The sequence below is a fragment of the Streptomyces sp. NPDC001728 genome, from assembly GCF_040297565.1.
Lineage (GTDB): Bacteria > Actinomycetota > Actinomycetes > Streptomycetales > Streptomycetaceae > Streptomyces.
This window is the reverse complement of record NZ_JBEOZK010000005.1, coordinates 69,137-82,955: the sequence shown is the minus strand read 5'-3', so window position 1 is coordinate 82,955 and position 13,819 is coordinate 69,137. Positions and strand designations below refer to the sequence as shown.

Sequence of the window (13,819 nt, the reverse complement as noted above, 5' to 3'; positions counted from 1 at the left end):
AAGGAGATCGCTTCTGTGCGGGCGGGGCGAGAACCCCCCTTTCGAACCGGACACACCATCGGACCGCCCAAGGGTGGGCGGCCCACCGGACGAGAGGGAAACCGGATCCATGAGCTCGTTCCTGCGCCCGACCGCCACGGGCCAAGAATTGACCGAGCCGGGCCGAATAGCCGCCCAGTACCGCGCGATCACCTCGCATTTGGCGATCACTCCGCCGGTGAGCGTCGTCATTCCCGCGATGAACGAGGCCGAAAATCTTCCGTACGTCTTCAAGACGCTGCCGGAATGGATACATGAAGTCGTCCTCGTCGACGGAAATTCCACCGATGCCACGGTCGACGTCGCCCGTGAACTCCGGCCCGACGTCAAGGTCGTCAAGCAGGTCGGCAAGGGCAAGGGCGACGCGCTCATCAGCGGATTCGCCGCCTGCACCGGCGACATCATCGTCATGGTCGACGCGGACGGCTCCGCCGACGGCCAGGAGATCGTCTCCTACGTCTCCGCCCTCGTCGGCGGCGCCGACTTCGCCAAGGGCTCCCGGTTCGCCAACGGCGGCGGCACGGACGACATGACGACCATCCGCCGACTGGGCAACTGGGCCCTCTGCACCCTCGTCAACCGGAAGTTCGGCGCCCGGTACACCGACCTCTGCTACGGCTACAACGCCTTCTGGCGCCACTGCCTCGACAAGATCACCCTCGACTGCACCGGATTCGAGATCGAGACCCTGATCAACATCCGGGTCGTCACCGCGGGCCTCAAGGTGCAGGAGGTGCCCAGCCACGAATACAACCGCATCCACGGCGTCAGCAACCTCAACGCCGTCCGCGACGGCATCCGGGTCCTCAAGGTCATCCTCAAGGAGAAGGCCGTCAGCAAGGCGGCCCGCCGACGACCCGCGCCGTTCTCGGTGAACGTCCCCCGGGGAGAGGCGTCTTGAGCGACGGCACCTCCCCGTACGGCTTCTCGGTGGTGATCTGCGTCTACACGGAGGAACGCTGGGAGGACATCCTCGCCGCCGTCGACTCCGTACGGAAGCAGTCCCTGCCGGCCCGCGAGACACTGCTCGTGGTCGACCACAACGAGCGGCTCCTCTCCCGGCTCACCGAGGAGTACGCGGAGCCGTCCCCCGCGTCCGGTGCGCAGGTGCGGGTGCTCCCCAACGCGGGCCCACGCGGCCTGTCCGCCGGCCGCAACACCGGGATCGCCGCCGCCCGCGGCGCGTTCGTCGCCTTCCTCGACGACGACGCCGTCGCGGAGCAGGACTGGCTCCACCATTTCGCCGCCGCCTACGACGACCCGCGCGTCATGGCCGTCGGCGGCCGGACCCTGCCCGCCTGGGCGTCGGGCCGCCGGCCGGACTGGTTCCCCGAGGAGTTCGACTGGGTCGTCGGCTGCACCTACCGGGGCCTGCCCCGGGGCCGGGTCCCCGTGCGTAACGTCCTCGGCGGCAACGCCTCCTTCCGCCGTACGGCCTTCGACGCGGCGGGCGGCTTCGCCACCGGCATCGGGCGGGACGGCAGCCGGCGGCCCCTCGGCTGCGAGGAGACCGAACTGTGCATCCGGCTCTCCAGAGCGCTGCCCGAGGCGATCCTCCTCATCGACGACCGGGCGGTCATCCACCACAAGGTGCCCACCGCCCGCGAACGCTTCGGCTACTTCCGCACCCGGGTCTACGCCGAGGGCCTGTCCAAGGCCCTGGTCGCGCGGAGCGTCGGCACGCAGAAGGGCCTGGAGTCCGAACGGCGTTACACGACAAGGGTGTTGCCCGCCGGGGTCCTGCGCGGGGTGCGCGACGCACTGCGCGGACGCGAGGGCGGCGCGGGCCGGGCCGGGGCGATCGTCACGGGCGTGACACTGGCGGCGGGCGGCTACGCGCTGGGCACGCTACGGACGAGGAACGGCGGGGCGAGGTTCTCGTGGGGGCCGATCGAGGGGACGGGGGGAGCGGTGACCGTCGCCGGTGAGGCAGGCACCGAGGCTGGGGCCGGAGCGGGGACCGGGGCTGGGGGCGGGCCCCAGACCGGGCCCCAAGCCGGGGGCGAGGCCGGACCCCGGGCCGGGTTCGAAGCCGGGGCCGGGTCCGAAGCGGGGCCCCGGGCCGGGGCCGAAGCCGTGGTCGGGACCCGAGCCGCAGGCCGGACCCTCGGAGTGCGTCCGTGACCGATTGCGCGGCCCCCGGTCCCCCCGTCCCCGTCCTCATGTACCACGCCGTCTCCCCCGACCCCGCGCCCGCCACCCTCGGGCTCTCCGTCACCCCCGAGGCCTTCGCCGCGCAGATGGGGGTCGTCGCCGAGCGTGGGTTCACCCCGCTGACCGCCGCCGGGCTCGCCGCCGCCTGGCGCACCGGGTCGCCGCTGCCCGCGCGCCCGCTGCTCGTCACCTTCGACGACGGGTACGAGGGCGTGCACCGGTACGCCCTGCCGGTGCTCGCCGCGCACTCCTTCGCGAGCACCGTCTTCGTCTCCACCGGCTGGCTGCCCGGAAAGCACGGGACGGGCGGCGCCCTCGACACCATGCTCGACTGGGCGCAGGTGCGCGAACTCGCCGACGCGGGGACCGAGATCGGCGGGCACAGCCACACCCACCCCCAGCTCGACCAGCTCGACGCGCGCCGGCTCCGGTTCGAGACGCTGCGCTGCCGGGAGATCGTGGCCGAGGAAGTCGGCACCGCGCCCGCCTCGTTCGCGTACCCCTACGGGTACTCCAGCCGCCGGGTCCGCCGTACCGTCCGGGAGGCCGGTTTCACCCAGGCGCTCGCCGTCGGCAACGCGCTGGCCAGCCGCTGCCAGGGCCCGTACGCCCTGGAGCGGGTGACGGTGCGCCGGTCCACCGGCCTCGCGGAGTTCACCCGGCTCGTCGAGGGCCGTGCGATCGCGTGGAACTTCGCCGCCGACCGGGCCATGACGAAGGGGTACGCGCTCGCCCGACGCGCCCGGGGCGCGGTCCGGGGCCACTGGATCTGAAGCCCCGGTCGGGCGGCGGGACGCGGCAGGCCTGGGCGGCGTCCCGGCCAAAACCCGGTGCGCGTCCTGTCCGGTTGACGGATCATGGACGCCATGGCTGACACCCCACCGGCACCGTCCGAGCCTCAGCGCTCGCTGCCGATCCGGCTGAACCTCGACGACAGCGACTCCCCCTCGGACGTCGTCGACGCGCTGTTCCTCGGCCGCTTCGCGACCGGGGAGCAGCCGCACTCGCACAGCACCACCCTGGACCGGGTCAAGCCCGACGCGACGCTGCTCCCGGCCGGAGCCACGGTGCTGCGGGCGGCGAAGGACGACGACCGCAGCGCGCTGCTCGCCGAGGGCGAGGGCTGGACGCTGCTGGTCTCCCGCTGGAACCGGGGGGCGGACGTCACCGTGACGGCCACCGACGCGGACCTCGCGCAGTCGGTCCTGAAGGAGGCCACCGAAGGGGCGAAGGACGAGCCGGAGCCCCAGCCGGAGAACGTGACGATGGGGTTCTGGTACGTGTCGCCCCGGCGCGGCCCGCACCGGACGACCCGGCAGATCAGCGCGGGCACATGGGACGAGGTCCGGCCCAACTACTCGGCGCCGGTGGCCGAGTCCATGGACCGGCTGATGAAGGTGACGCCCGACTCCATCGCCGGCCGACTCCTGCTGCTGCACGGCCCGCCGGGCACCGGCAAGACGTCCGCGCTTCGGACCCTGGCCCGGTCCTGGCGGGACTGGTGCCAGGTGGACTGCGTGCTGGATCCGGAGCGGCTCTTCAACGACGTCGGCTACCTCATGGACATCGCCATCGGCGAGGACGAGGGCACGGCCAAGGGCCGCTGGCGGCTGCTGCTCCTGGAGGACTGCGACGAGCTGATCCGGGGCGAGGCGAAGCACACGGCGGGGCAGGCCCTGTCCCGGCTGCTGAACCTGACGGACGGTCTGCTCGGCCAGGGGCGCAACGTCCTGGTCGGGGTCACGACCAACGAGGACCTGGAGCGGCTCCACCCGGCCGTGGTCCGGCCGGGCCGCTGTCTGGCGCGGATCGAGGTCGGGCCGCTGAGCCGGTCCGAGTCGGTGGAGTGGCTGGGGCGCTCGGAGAACGTGCCGCGTGAGGGCGCGACGCTGGCGGAGCTGTTCGCCCTGCGCCGCGGCACGCCCTCGACGGAGCTCCCGGAACCCCGCACGGCGGGGGCGGGCCTGTATCTGTAGGCCCGGGCCACAGCTCGTGCCCGCGGGTCCCGTCCACGGGTCCTTCGCCTCAGGGGCTCAGTTGTCGTAGGCCGCGCGCAGCGCCTCATTCAGTGCCGCCTCGGCGGCCTCGCGGCTGAGGCCGAGGCGGCGGGCCTCCTCGGCGTACTGGGCGGCGGCGGTGGCGGCCCTGCGGGTCGCCGCGTCCCCCGCTGCGGCGACGAAGGTGCCGTGGCGCCCGCGCGTCTCGATCACCCCGTCCGCCTCCAGTGCCTTGTACGCCTTGGCGACCGTGTTCGCGGCGAGGCCCAGCTGTTCCGCGAGCCCTCGTACCGTCGGCAGCTTGTATCCGACCGGCAGTCTGCCCGACCGGGCCCGCTCCGAGATCTGGGCACGCAGCTGTTCGTACGGAGCGGTGGTGGATTCGTGGTCCACGGCGATGGTGAGTGTCACCCCGCCGATTCTGCCCCCACCCCACCGGAAAATGGGAGGCGGCGGAGCGTGCCCGGCCCGTAGCGTGCGACCACATGACAGTGATCGTCCGTGATGTACGGGCCGAGGACGCCGCGGATTTCGCCCGGGTCCGCCGTGCGGCCGTCCCCTTCATGCTCGCGACCGCCGAGCAGTGCGCGTTCGACTGGGCGCACGCCCATCCGAAGAGCCACGAACGTCCGCTCGTCGCCGTCACGGAGGACGGCGAGGTCATCGGGACGGCGCAGCAGCGGATCGCCCATGACGCCCCGGAGCCCGGGATCGGCTCGGTGAACGTGTACGTGGACCCTGCGCACCCCGGCCGCGGTGCCGGGACGCTGCTGCTGCGCGCCGCCGAGGAGCACCTCGCCGAGCGGGGTGCGCGGACCCTGTACAGCTGGGTCCTGGACGCCCCCGAGAACCTGGCCTGGGCCGGCCGGCGCGCCTACTCCCCCAGCCGTTCCGCGTACTTCCTCCGGCTCGACCTGGCCGCGGCCGGACTGCCGCCGCTCCAGGCACCGCCCGCCGGTGTGGAGCTGCGCACGGCCGAGGACTTCGCGGCCGATCCGCGGCCGCTGTTCGAGCTGGACGCGGTGACGACCGCCGACGAGCCGGGTGACGTGGGGGCGGAGCTGGACGACTACGAGCACTGGCTGGCGACCACCTGGAACCATCCGCTGTTCGACCGGGCGCTGACGACGGTCGCGGTCGTGGACGGCGTACCGGCCGCGTTCAGCGCGGCGCAGACGGACGGTCTGGGCCGGTACAACTCGGGGATGACGGGCACGGCCCCGGCGTTCCGGGGGCGTGGGCTCGCGAAGCTCGCCAAGAACGCGTCGCTGCACCGGGCGCGTGCCGCTGGCTGCGCGGAGGCGTTCACCGGGAACGACACCGGGAACGAGCCGATGCTCGCGATCAACAAGTGGTTCGGTTACGAGGTCTGCGCGCGGGAGGTACGGCATGTCCGGACGATCGGTTGAGGTCACCCTGACGAAGGCGGGCCGGACGAAGATCCGCTACCCGGCCGAGGTGCTCGCGGAGAACGGCGCCCGGCTCTCGGTGCGTGCCCCGTGGGCGGCCGAGGGGGTGCGGGACTTCGGCTTCGTACGGTTCGAGCCGGGCGATGTCTTCGTGGAGCACTACTGGCGCGACCGCTGGTTCACGGTCAAGGAGGTGTGGTCCGCCGACGGCTCCCTCAAGGGCTGGTACTGCGACATCACCCGGCCGGCCGTGATCGACGGCTCGGGGGTGGTGGTCGAGGACCTGGACCTGGACCTGTGGGTGTCGGCGGACGGGAGCGAGGTGCTGCGGCTCGACGAGGACGAGTTCGCGGCGAGCGGGCTCGCCGCCTCCGACCCGGAGGCGGCGGCGTGCGCCGTGGTGGCCCTGGACGAGCTGGAGGTCCTGGGCCGCGAGGGCCTGGTGGAGCTGTTGCGCTAGCGCGCTCCTGTCAGCTCAGTTCGACGGCCCCGTCCTCGGCGGCGAGGACGCCGGGTTCGGGACGGCCGCTGTCGCCGGTGGTGAGCTGTGTGAGCGTGGCCCGCACCGTGGCCGCGCCGGGCCGGTAGGCGGGCTCCTTCACGACGGCGGTGTTGACCCATTCGTGGAGGTGCCCGTCGCAGACGGCCTGGGTGCCGCCGATCCCGGCGGAACGATTCCCCTGGACGAGGGCGGAGCTGACGAAGACGGGTCCCGCGCTTTCGTCGAGGCAGTGGTAGGTGCCGGAGAGGGTCACCGTGCCGTCCTCGCCGATGGTGCCGTATCCGTAGACGGAGACGCCGTCGCCCCCTCCCGCGTGGGCGAGGGGGGCGACGGCCGTGGCGGTGGCGGCCAGCAGGGCGCCTGCGGCGAGGGCGAGTCGGACGCGCATGTGCGGGGGTCCCTTCGGGGTGGGGGATGGTGCTGCCCGCCAGGGATACCGGATTCGGCCGCCGCGTGGCCGAGACTCACCCTATCGGGGGCGAGTTGGACGAAACCGCCGCGCATATCGTCGTACGGTCACGCCTGACGCGGCCCGTACGGCAACCTCGCGGCCCGTCCCCGTACGGCAACCGCGTCCCGCCCCCGTACGGTCACCGCCCGGCGCGGCCCGTGGTCACCTTCCTCAGCAGCGGCCAGGCGAGCAGCAGCACGACGACCGTGTACACGGTGATCGAGAACGGCGTGTTCACCAGGCCCGCCAGGGAGCCGTCGCTGATCTGCAGGGCGCGGCGCAGCTGCTGTTCGGCGGCCGGGCCGAGGATGACCCCGATGACGGCCGGCAGCACCGGCAGCCCGTACCTCCGCATCCCGAGCCCGATCAGGCCGATGACCAGCAGGATGACCAGGTCGAGCGCCTCACCGCCCACCGCGTACGCGCCGACGGCGGCGAAGAAGAGGATGCCGGCGTAGAGGTACGGGCGGGGGATGCGCAGCAGCTTGGCCCAGACGGGCGCGAGCGGCAGGTTGAGCGCGAGCAGCAGCACCATGCCGACGAACAGCGAGGCGATGAGCCCCCACACCAGCTCGGGTTCCCGCTCGAACAGCAGCGGGCCGGGCTGGATGCCGTACTGCTGGAACGCGGCAAGCATCACGGCGGCGACCGCCGTCGTCGGAAGTCCCAGGGTCAGCATGGAGACGAGCGTCCCGGCCGCCGAGGCCGAGGCCGCCGACTCCGGACCCGCCACGCCCTCGATGGCACCCTTGCCGAACTCCTCCTTGTGCTTGGAGAGGCGCTTCTCCGTCACGTACGAGAGGAACGTCGGGATCTCCGCGCCGCCGGCCGGGATCGCGCCGAACGGGAAACCGATGAGGGGGCCGCGCAGCCAGGACTTCCAGGTGCGCCTCACATCGCCCCTGCCCAGCCAGGGGCGGCCGACCGGGATGGCCTCGCCGGTCGAGCGGCGCAGGTGCGCGGCGACCCAGAGGGCCTCGCCGATGGCGAAGAGACCGACCGCGACGATGACGACGTCGACGCCGTCGGCGAGCTGGAGCGAACCGAAGGTGAGGCGCTGCTGCCCGGTCATCTGGTCCAGGCCGACCAGGCCGATGGTGAGGCCGATGAGCAGCGAGGCGAGGCCCCGGATGCGGGAGGAGCCGAGGACCGAGGTCACCGCGATGAAGGCGAGGACCATCAGGGCCAGGTAGTCGGGGGCGCCGATGTCGACGGCGAGCGCGGCGACCGTGGGGGCGAGGACGACGAGCAGGATCGTGCCGATCATGCCGCCGGCGAAGTGCCCGACGGCGGCGGCGGCGAGCGCCTGCGCGCCGCGGCCCGCCTTGGCCATGGGGTTGCCCTCGATGGCGGCGACGACGGCCGCGCTCTCCCCCGGGGTGTTGAGGAGGATGGAGGTGGTGGAGCCGCCGAACATGGCCCCGTAGTAGATGCCGGCGAACATGATGAACGCGCCGGTCGGTTCGAGCCCGTAGGTGACCGGGAGCAGCAGGGCCACGGCCATCGCGGGGCCGATGCCGGGCAGGACGCCGATGGCGGTGCCGAGGAGTACGCCGATGGCCGCCCACAGCAGGTTCATCGGGGTGAGGGCGGTCCCGAAGCCGTCGATGAGGGAGTTCAGGGAATCCATGGGTCAGATCACTCCCATCAGCGGACCGCCGGGCAGCGGGACGCCGAGCAGCATGTCGAAGACGACGTAGGTGAGGAGCGAGAGGCAGGCCGCGATCAGCGGGTCGCGGTGGAAGTGGCGGCTGCCGAGGGCGTAGGCCGAACCCCAGAAGAGCAGGGCGCCGGCGACGGGGAAGCCGACGGGTCCGATGAGGACGGCGAAGGCGAGGAAGACTCCGGCGAGGAGGAGGACGGTGCGCCAGTCGGCGGGCTCCGCCAGGTCGACGTCCTCGCCCGCCTCGGCCTCGCCGCGTCCGCCGCGCAGGACGTCGACGGAGAGGAGGACGGCGACGACGAGCAGGCCGCAGCCGACGACGAGGGGGACGGTGGCGGGGCCGACGGGGCCGCGGCCTGTGAGGTCGGTGTCGAGGGTGAGCGCGTCGGTGAGGACGAGGACGCCGAGGGCGAACAGCAGCACACCGACGCCGAGTTCGGAACGGCCGCGGAGCCAGGAGGGCAGGGTCGGTTTCACAGGCCGAGCTCCTTGAGGACGGAACCGACGCGGCGGTCCTGCTCGGTGAGGAAGGTGCCGAACTCCTCGCCCGGCAGGAAGGCGTCGTTCCAGCCGTGGGTCTTCAGCGACTCGCGCCACTGCGGTGAGTCGTGCAGTTCGGTCACCAGCGCCACGAGCTTGTCGCGTTCGGCGTCGGAGAGGCCGGGCGGGGCGACGATGCCGCGCCAGTTGGTGAACTCGGTGTCGAGGCCGGCCTCGCGGAGAGTGGGGGCGTCGAGGCCGGGGACGCGCTTCGGGCCGGTGACGGCGAGGAGGCGCAGTTCGCCGGCCTTGATCTGGTCGAGGTACTCGCCGACGCCGGAGACGCCGAAGCCGACCTTGTTGCCGAGGATGGAGGCGAGGAGTTCGCCACCGCCGTCGAAGGGGACGTAGTTGACGTCCTTCGGGGCGATGCCGGCGGCCTGCGCCATCAGCATCGGGGCGAGGTGGTCGGGGCCGCCGGGCGAGGAGCCGCCGCCGACGGGCAGCTTGCCGGGGTCCTCCTTCCAGGCCCCGAGCAGGTCGTGGATCGTCTTGTACGGGGAGTCCTTGCCGACCACGACGATGTCCTGCTCCTCGGTGAGCCGGGCGATCGGGGTGGTGTCGGCGAGGGTCCTGGGGGTCTCGTTGGTGTGGACGGCGCCGACGACGCCGAGGCCCATGGACATGGCGAGACGGCCGTTGCCCCGTTCGCCGACGAGCCGGGTGAGGCCGACGGTGCCGCCCGCGCCGGGCAGGTTGAAGACCTCGATGTCTCCGGTGAGGCCCGCCTCCTCGGCGTTCTTGGCGGCGGTGCGGGCGGTGATGTCGTAGCCGCCGCCGGGGGTGTTGGGGACCATGAAGCGCAGGCCGGGTATCTGCGTACCGGAGTCGGAGCCGCTGCCGGTACTGAGCAGCGGAGGACCCACCAGGACGAGCAGAGCGGCCCCGAGGAGGGCGAAGGGGGTGCGCGACCGCACGTGTGCCGCCTCTCAGGCAGTAGGGAACGGGGGGTGTGAGGTGGCCCACATGTTGCCCGCGCGTTAAGAAGCTGTCTCTCTTCCGCAACCAACGGACGTTGTGGTCGTTGTGGTCGGGACCTAGCGTGGGTCGGCGTGACGAACGTGCTGGTGGTGGACGACGACTTCATGGTCGCCAGGCTGCACTGCCGCTATGTGTCGGCGGTGGCGGGCTTCACGGTGTCCGGGGTCGCGCACAGCGGCGCCGAGGCGCTGCGGGCGGCCGAGCGGCTGCGGCCCGACCTGGTGCTGCTCGACGTCTTCCTGCCGGACATGGACGGCATCCGGGTGCTGCGGGAGCTGCGGGCGGCGGGCCTGGCCACGGACGCGCTGTTCATCACGGCGGCGCGGGACGTGGGCACGATCCGGGAGGCGCTGCGGGCGGGGGCGCTGCACTATCTGATCAAGCCGTTCAGTCAGGCGGCGCTGCACGAACAGCTCCGCCACGTGGCCTCGCTCCGCAGCCGCCTCGACGAACTGGGCGAGGCCCGCCAGGAGGACGTCGACCAGATCTTCGGCACCCGCCCGCGCGGCTCCCGGGAACTCCCGAAGGGCCTCGCCGCCCACACCGCCGACCTGGTCGACTCGATCCTCCGTGCCCACCCGGAGGGCCTCTCGGCCACGGAATGCGCGGAAGCCGGCTCCCTCTCCCGCGTGAGCGCCCGCCGCTACCTGGAGTACTTCACGGAAACGGGCCGCGCGGAAGTGACCCTGCGCTACGGCGGAACGGGCCGCCCGGAGCGTCGGTACCGGCGGGTGGGGTGACGGGGCTCCCGGTTCCGCCGTTCCTCAGCCGCTTCTTTCCTGCACCTTAAAGCGGCCCTAAGGATCGTCACCTTCCCCTTCTCACGGGCGATTTCGTGGATTCGGGCGGCTAGTTTCCTGAGCAACCCCCCACCTCACCCTCGTGAAGGAGCTGTCCCCCATGACTTCTCGCCGTACGGCCTCGGTCGTCGTCGCCACCGGTGTGCTCGCCCTCTCCGGGCTCGCCTCCGTGCCCGCTTTCGCTCATGGGTCGATGACCGATCCCGTGAGCCGGGTCTCGGCCTGTTACGCGGAGGGGCCCGAGGCGCCGAAGTCGGCGGCCTGCAAGGCGGCGGTGGCGGCCAGTGGCGCCCAGGCGTTCTACGACTGGAACGCGGTGAACATCGCCAACGCGGCCGGTCAGCACCGGCAGTTGATCCCGGACGGCAAGCTGTGCAGCGCCGGCAACGACAAGTACCGGGGGCTCGACCTGGCGCGGGCCGACTGGCCGGCGAGCCCGATGGCCTCCGGGGCGCACACCTTCCGGTACAAGGGGACTGCCCCGCACCGGGGTTCGTTCGCGCTGTACGTGACGAAGGACGGGTACGACCCGTCGAAGCCGCTGAAGTGGTCGGACCTGGAGGAGAAGCCGTTCGCGACGGTGACCGACCCGGGGATGCAGAACGGTGACTACGTCTTCCGGGGGACGGTGCCGAAGAAGTCCGGCCGCCACCTGATCTACTCGATCTGGCAGCGCTCCGACTCCCCCGAGGCCTTCTACACCTGCTCCGACGTGGTGTTCGGGAAGGACAACGGGGGTACGGCCCCGGCGCCGACCGCGTCCGCGCCGAGCGACCAGCAGATCGAGGACGGCCAGGACGAGTCCTCGGTCGAGCACGGCGGGCACGGGGACGGCGACGCCTCCACGGGTGCCGGGGAGACGGCCGCCGCCCCCGACGCGGGTGCGCCGGAGTCGCCCGAGTCCGCCCCGGAGTCCTCCGAGGCGCCCGCGTCGCCGTCGCCCAACGCGCCCGCGCCCGCAGCCGGTTCGGGTTCCGGTGTGGAGCTGGCCGAGACCGGTGGCGACGCCACCACCCCGTATCTCGCGGTCGGTGGCGCCGCCGTACTGGCGGTCGGCGCGGCCGTGCTCTTCGGGACCACCCGCCGCCGCCGTACGCAGGGCTAGCCGACCACCGACAGGCAGGTGGTCGGGGTCGCGTGGGCCGGGTCGAGGGCGTTGGCCACCTCGTGGAAGGTGACCCGGTCCACCGTGCCGATCGCCACGTGCTCGGAGAGGTCGAGCGCGCACTTGTCCTGGATGAGGACGTTGGTGACGTTCGGGCCGGTCAGGAACTGGGAGCGGTACGGGGTGACCACCTCGTCGTACTGGCTCGCGATGACGTGGTAGCGGACCCCCGGCACGGTGTCGCCGCCCTCGTTGAGCTTCGTGATGAAGGCCGAACCGGCGATCTGGTCGGCGAGCCCCGGGGTGGTGGAGCTGATGACGTCCTCGGCCCCGGGGAAGTACGGGAGCAGTTCGGTGAGGCCGAGCAGGGTGGTGCCGTGGTTGTCGGGGGCGATCCCGACGAGCGTGTTCACCTTCTCGGCCCCGCCGAGGAACTTGAGGTACCAGCGCGGCATCATGCCGCCCTGGGAGTGTCCGACGAGGTCGGCCTCGGGGGCGCCGGTGGCGGCGAGGACCCGGTCGACATAGGTGTCGAGCTGTCCGGCGGACGCGGCGATCGGGCCGAGCCCGTTGAAGAGCGGCACGCCAGGCAGCTGGCCGTAGTCGAGCGAGAAGACGCAGTAGCCCCGGTTGACCAGGTACGGCGCGAGGGCCAGCCAGTTGTCGACGGAGTTCCCGAAGGTGCCGTGGACGAGGACGACGGGGCGCGGGTGCGCGGCGGACGGCTTGCAGGAGAAGTCGTTCCAGCCGCGACCGGCGGTGGCGGTGTCGGCCTGCGCGGTGGCGGCGGTGGCGGCGGTGGTCGGGGCGAGGGTGGCGGCGGCGGTCAGCAGCAGGACGGACAGCGCTCTGACGGCGTGCTTCCAGGGGGTCCGGGGCAGCATCGGGCGATCTCCTTGCGGCTCAAGGGGAAGGTGGGGGTACGCCCTGCGGTCCGGACCACAAGTGGGGATGGCGCGGTGGGGATGCGCTCCAGCCAAGCTACGCACGGGTAGCCTCGACTGGGAAGTTACGCGTCGGTAAAAACTGATGCGGCGTCACAACGCCCTGGTGGAAAGGCCGTCGACACCCCCGAAGGGCGCCGGGCGACCGCCGGGCAGCCCTCAGGCAACCCTCAGGCCACCGCCAGCGAGCCCGGCAGGACGGCCCTGGGGCCGAATTTAGCCCGTGCCCGGTCCGCCACCGCCTCGATCCGCCGCGCCTTCTCGTCCGCCGGGTCCAGGGACAGCTGGTGCGCCGCGCCCTCCGTGCCCGTCAGGCCCTCCGCGCGCAGGGCGACGCCCCGCACCCGGGCCCGCTGGAGCCCGAAGGAGTCATGGACGGCGTACGCGAGGGCGGTGAGCGCCGCCGAGTGGGCGGTGGGTTCGGGCAGGGTGCGGCTCCGGGTGGTCGCGGTCCTGTCCGCGTACCGCACGGTGACGGCGAGCGCGCGGCACACCTGGCCCTCCGCGCGGAGCCGGGCGCCCAGCTCCTCGGCGAGCGAGAGGAGGGCCCGGCGCTGTTCCGTCCGGTCGGTCTCGTCGCGCGGGAAGGCACGTTCGGCCGCGACGGACCGGGAGGCCGCGTGGGGGACGACGGGGGTGCGGTCGACACCCCGGGCCCGCTCCCACAGCTCACGGCCGGTCTTCACGCCGACGAGCCGCTGGAGCACGGCGAGCGGGGCGTCCGCGACGCGGCCGACGGAGTCGAGTCCGTAGCCGCAGAGGGTACGGGCGGTGGCGCGGCCGACGCCGTCGAGCGCGACGACCGGCCGGTCGCGCAGAAAGGCGGCGGGGTCCTCGACGACCAGGGTGACTCCGGGGCCGGCCTCGTCGGCCGCCATCCGGGCCAGCATCGGGTTGGGCCCGGCGCCGATCACGCAGTCGACGCCGTACAGGGCGAGCGCCCTGACCCTGATCACGGAGGCCAGCTCGGCCGGGCCCCGACCGAAGTAGCGCAGCGCGCCGCGCACGTCGACGAGCGCCTCGCGGGGCGGGGCGGCCTCGACGACGGGGGTGAACTCGCCGAGCAGGTCGACGAGCGGGGAGAAGAGGGCCTCTTCCCCTCCGGGGGGAGCGAGGGGAGCCGTGGGCCCGAGGCGGAACCGTACGCAGAGAATCATGCCGCCCTCCCGCCTTCCCTTCCTCGTGCCCGTCCTTCCACCCTAGGGCATGTTCGAATATTTGTGCGAATGGATTG

The 13,819-nt window shown here is 72.6% G+C and carries 14 protein-coding genes and 1 pseudogene; 8 read left to right on the top strand and 7 right to left on the bottom strand.

The annotated features are described in order from the left end of the window. Positions 1 to 109 precede the first annotated feature (109 nt). The 4 genes and pseudogenes from ABT154_RS10080 to ABT154_RS10065 all read left to right on the top strand — a co-directional run bounded on the left by ABT154_RS10080 (position 110) and on the right by ABT154_RS10065 (position 4,169). Positions 110 to 940 carry a glycosyltransferase family 2 protein gene (locus ABT154_RS10080; protein WP_351855267.1) on the top strand — a complete coding sequence of 277 codons (831 nt, stop codon included), beginning with the start codon at positions 110 to 112 and terminating at the stop codon, positions 938 to 940. Beyond that, positions 937 to 1,935 (top strand): annotated as a pseudogene (locus ABT154_RS10075) (glycosyltransferase family 2 protein); the annotation flags it as partial. The gene ABT154_RS10080 and the pseudogene ABT154_RS10075, both read left to right, overlap by 4 nt. 266 nt (positions 1,936 to 2,201) lie before the next feature. Beyond that, positions 2,202 to 2,966 carry a polysaccharide deacetylase family protein gene (locus tag ABT154_RS10070; RefSeq protein ID WP_351855768.1) on the top strand — a complete coding sequence of 255 codons (765 nt, stop codon included), beginning with the start codon at positions 2,202 to 2,204 and terminating at the stop codon, positions 2,964 to 2,966. An 84-nt stretch (positions 2,967 to 3,050) separates the two neighbouring features. Next, positions 3,051 to 4,169: a DUF5925 domain-containing protein gene (locus ABT154_RS10065; RefSeq protein WP_351855263.1), complete on the top strand. Its 1,119-nt coding sequence runs from the start codon at positions 3,051 to 3,053 to the stop codon at positions 4,167 to 4,169. A 57-nt stretch (positions 4,170 to 4,226) separates the two neighbouring features. Here ABT154_RS10065 and ABT154_RS10060 read toward each other — a convergent pair whose 3' ends face one another. Continuing rightward, positions 4,227 to 4,601 carry a GntR family transcriptional regulator gene (locus ABT154_RS10060; RefSeq protein WP_056566107.1) on the bottom strand — a complete coding sequence of 125 codons (375 nt, stop codon included), beginning with the start codon at positions 4,599 to 4,601 and terminating at the stop codon, positions 4,227 to 4,229. A gap of 74 nt (positions 4,602 to 4,675) precedes the next feature. On the opposite strand from ABT154_RS10060, the gene ABT154_RS10055 reads away from it, so the two are divergent. Both ABT154_RS10055 and ABT154_RS10050 read left to right on the top strand, forming a co-directional pair. Continuing rightward, positions 4,676 to 5,599 (top strand): GNAT family N-acetyltransferase, encoded by a 924-nt coding sequence (locus ABT154_RS10055; protein WP_351855260.1) that lies wholly within the window; start codon positions 4,676 to 4,678, stop codon positions 5,597 to 5,599. Further along, on the top strand, positions 5,580 to 6,059 hold the full coding sequence (locus ABT154_RS10050; RefSeq protein ID WP_351855258.1) for a ribonuclease FAU-1 family protein: 480 nt from the start codon (positions 5,580 to 5,582) through the stop codon (positions 6,057 to 6,059). Before ABT154_RS10055 ends, ABT154_RS10050 begins: the two co-directional genes overlap by 20 nt. A 10-nt stretch (positions 6,060 to 6,069) precedes the next feature. On the opposite strand, the gene ABT154_RS10045 is transcribed toward ABT154_RS10050, so the two are convergent. The 4 genes from ABT154_RS10045 to ABT154_RS10030 all read right to left on the bottom strand — a co-directional run bounded on the left by ABT154_RS10045 (position 6,070) and on the right by ABT154_RS10030 (position 9,672). Continuing rightward, positions 6,070 to 6,489: a DUF6299 family protein gene (locus ABT154_RS10045; RefSeq protein WP_351855256.1), complete on the bottom strand. Its 420-nt coding sequence runs from the start codon at positions 6,487 to 6,489 to the stop codon at positions 6,070 to 6,072. Positions 6,490 to 6,691: 202 nt separating this feature from the next. After that, the gene (locus ABT154_RS10040) at positions 6,692 to 8,182 is read right to left on the bottom strand and encodes a tripartite tricarboxylate transporter permease (protein WP_351855254.1); all 1,491 of its coding nucleotides are present in this window, start codon (positions 8,180 to 8,182) and stop codon (positions 6,692 to 6,694) included. Between the two features lie 3 nt (positions 8,183 to 8,185). Then, on the bottom strand, positions 8,186 to 8,692 hold the full coding sequence (locus ABT154_RS10035; protein WP_351855251.1) for a tripartite tricarboxylate transporter TctB family protein: 507 nt from the start codon (positions 8,690 to 8,692) through the stop codon (positions 8,186 to 8,188). Continuing rightward, on the bottom strand, positions 8,689 to 9,672 hold the full coding sequence (locus tag ABT154_RS10030) for a Bug family tripartite tricarboxylate transporter substrate binding protein (RefSeq protein WP_351855249.1): 984 nt from the start codon (positions 9,670 to 9,672) through the stop codon (positions 8,689 to 8,691). The genes ABT154_RS10035 and ABT154_RS10030 overlap by 4 nt, the downstream gene beginning before the upstream one ends. A 135-nt stretch (positions 9,673 to 9,807) precedes the next feature. On the opposite strand from ABT154_RS10030, the gene ABT154_RS10025 reads away from it, so the two are divergent. Beyond that, entirely contained in the window at positions 9,808 to 10,476 is a 669-nt protein-coding gene (locus tag ABT154_RS10025) for a response regulator (protein ID WP_351855246.1), read from the top strand. A gap of 160 nt (positions 10,477 to 10,636) precedes the next feature. Continuing rightward, complete coding sequence (locus ABT154_RS10020) at positions 10,637 to 11,641, top strand: lytic polysaccharide monooxygenase auxiliary activity family 9 protein (RefSeq protein WP_351855243.1); 1,005 nt, start codon at positions 10,637 to 10,639, stop codon at positions 11,639 to 11,641. Here ABT154_RS10020 and ABT154_RS10015 read toward each other — a convergent pair. Further along, positions 11,638 to 12,525, bottom strand: coding sequence for an esterase/lipase family protein (locus tag ABT154_RS10015; RefSeq protein WP_351855241.1), 888 nt, complete (start codon positions 12,523 to 12,525; stop codon positions 11,638 to 11,640). The two genes, ABT154_RS10020 and ABT154_RS10015, sit on opposite strands and share 4 nt — an antisense overlap. 230 nt (positions 12,526 to 12,755) lie before the next feature. Further along, positions 12,756 to 13,742, bottom strand: coding sequence for a DNA polymerase Y family protein (locus tag ABT154_RS10010; protein WP_351855239.1), 987 nt, complete (start codon positions 13,740 to 13,742; stop codon positions 12,756 to 12,758). Between the last annotated feature and the right edge of the window lie 77 nt (positions 13,743 to 13,819).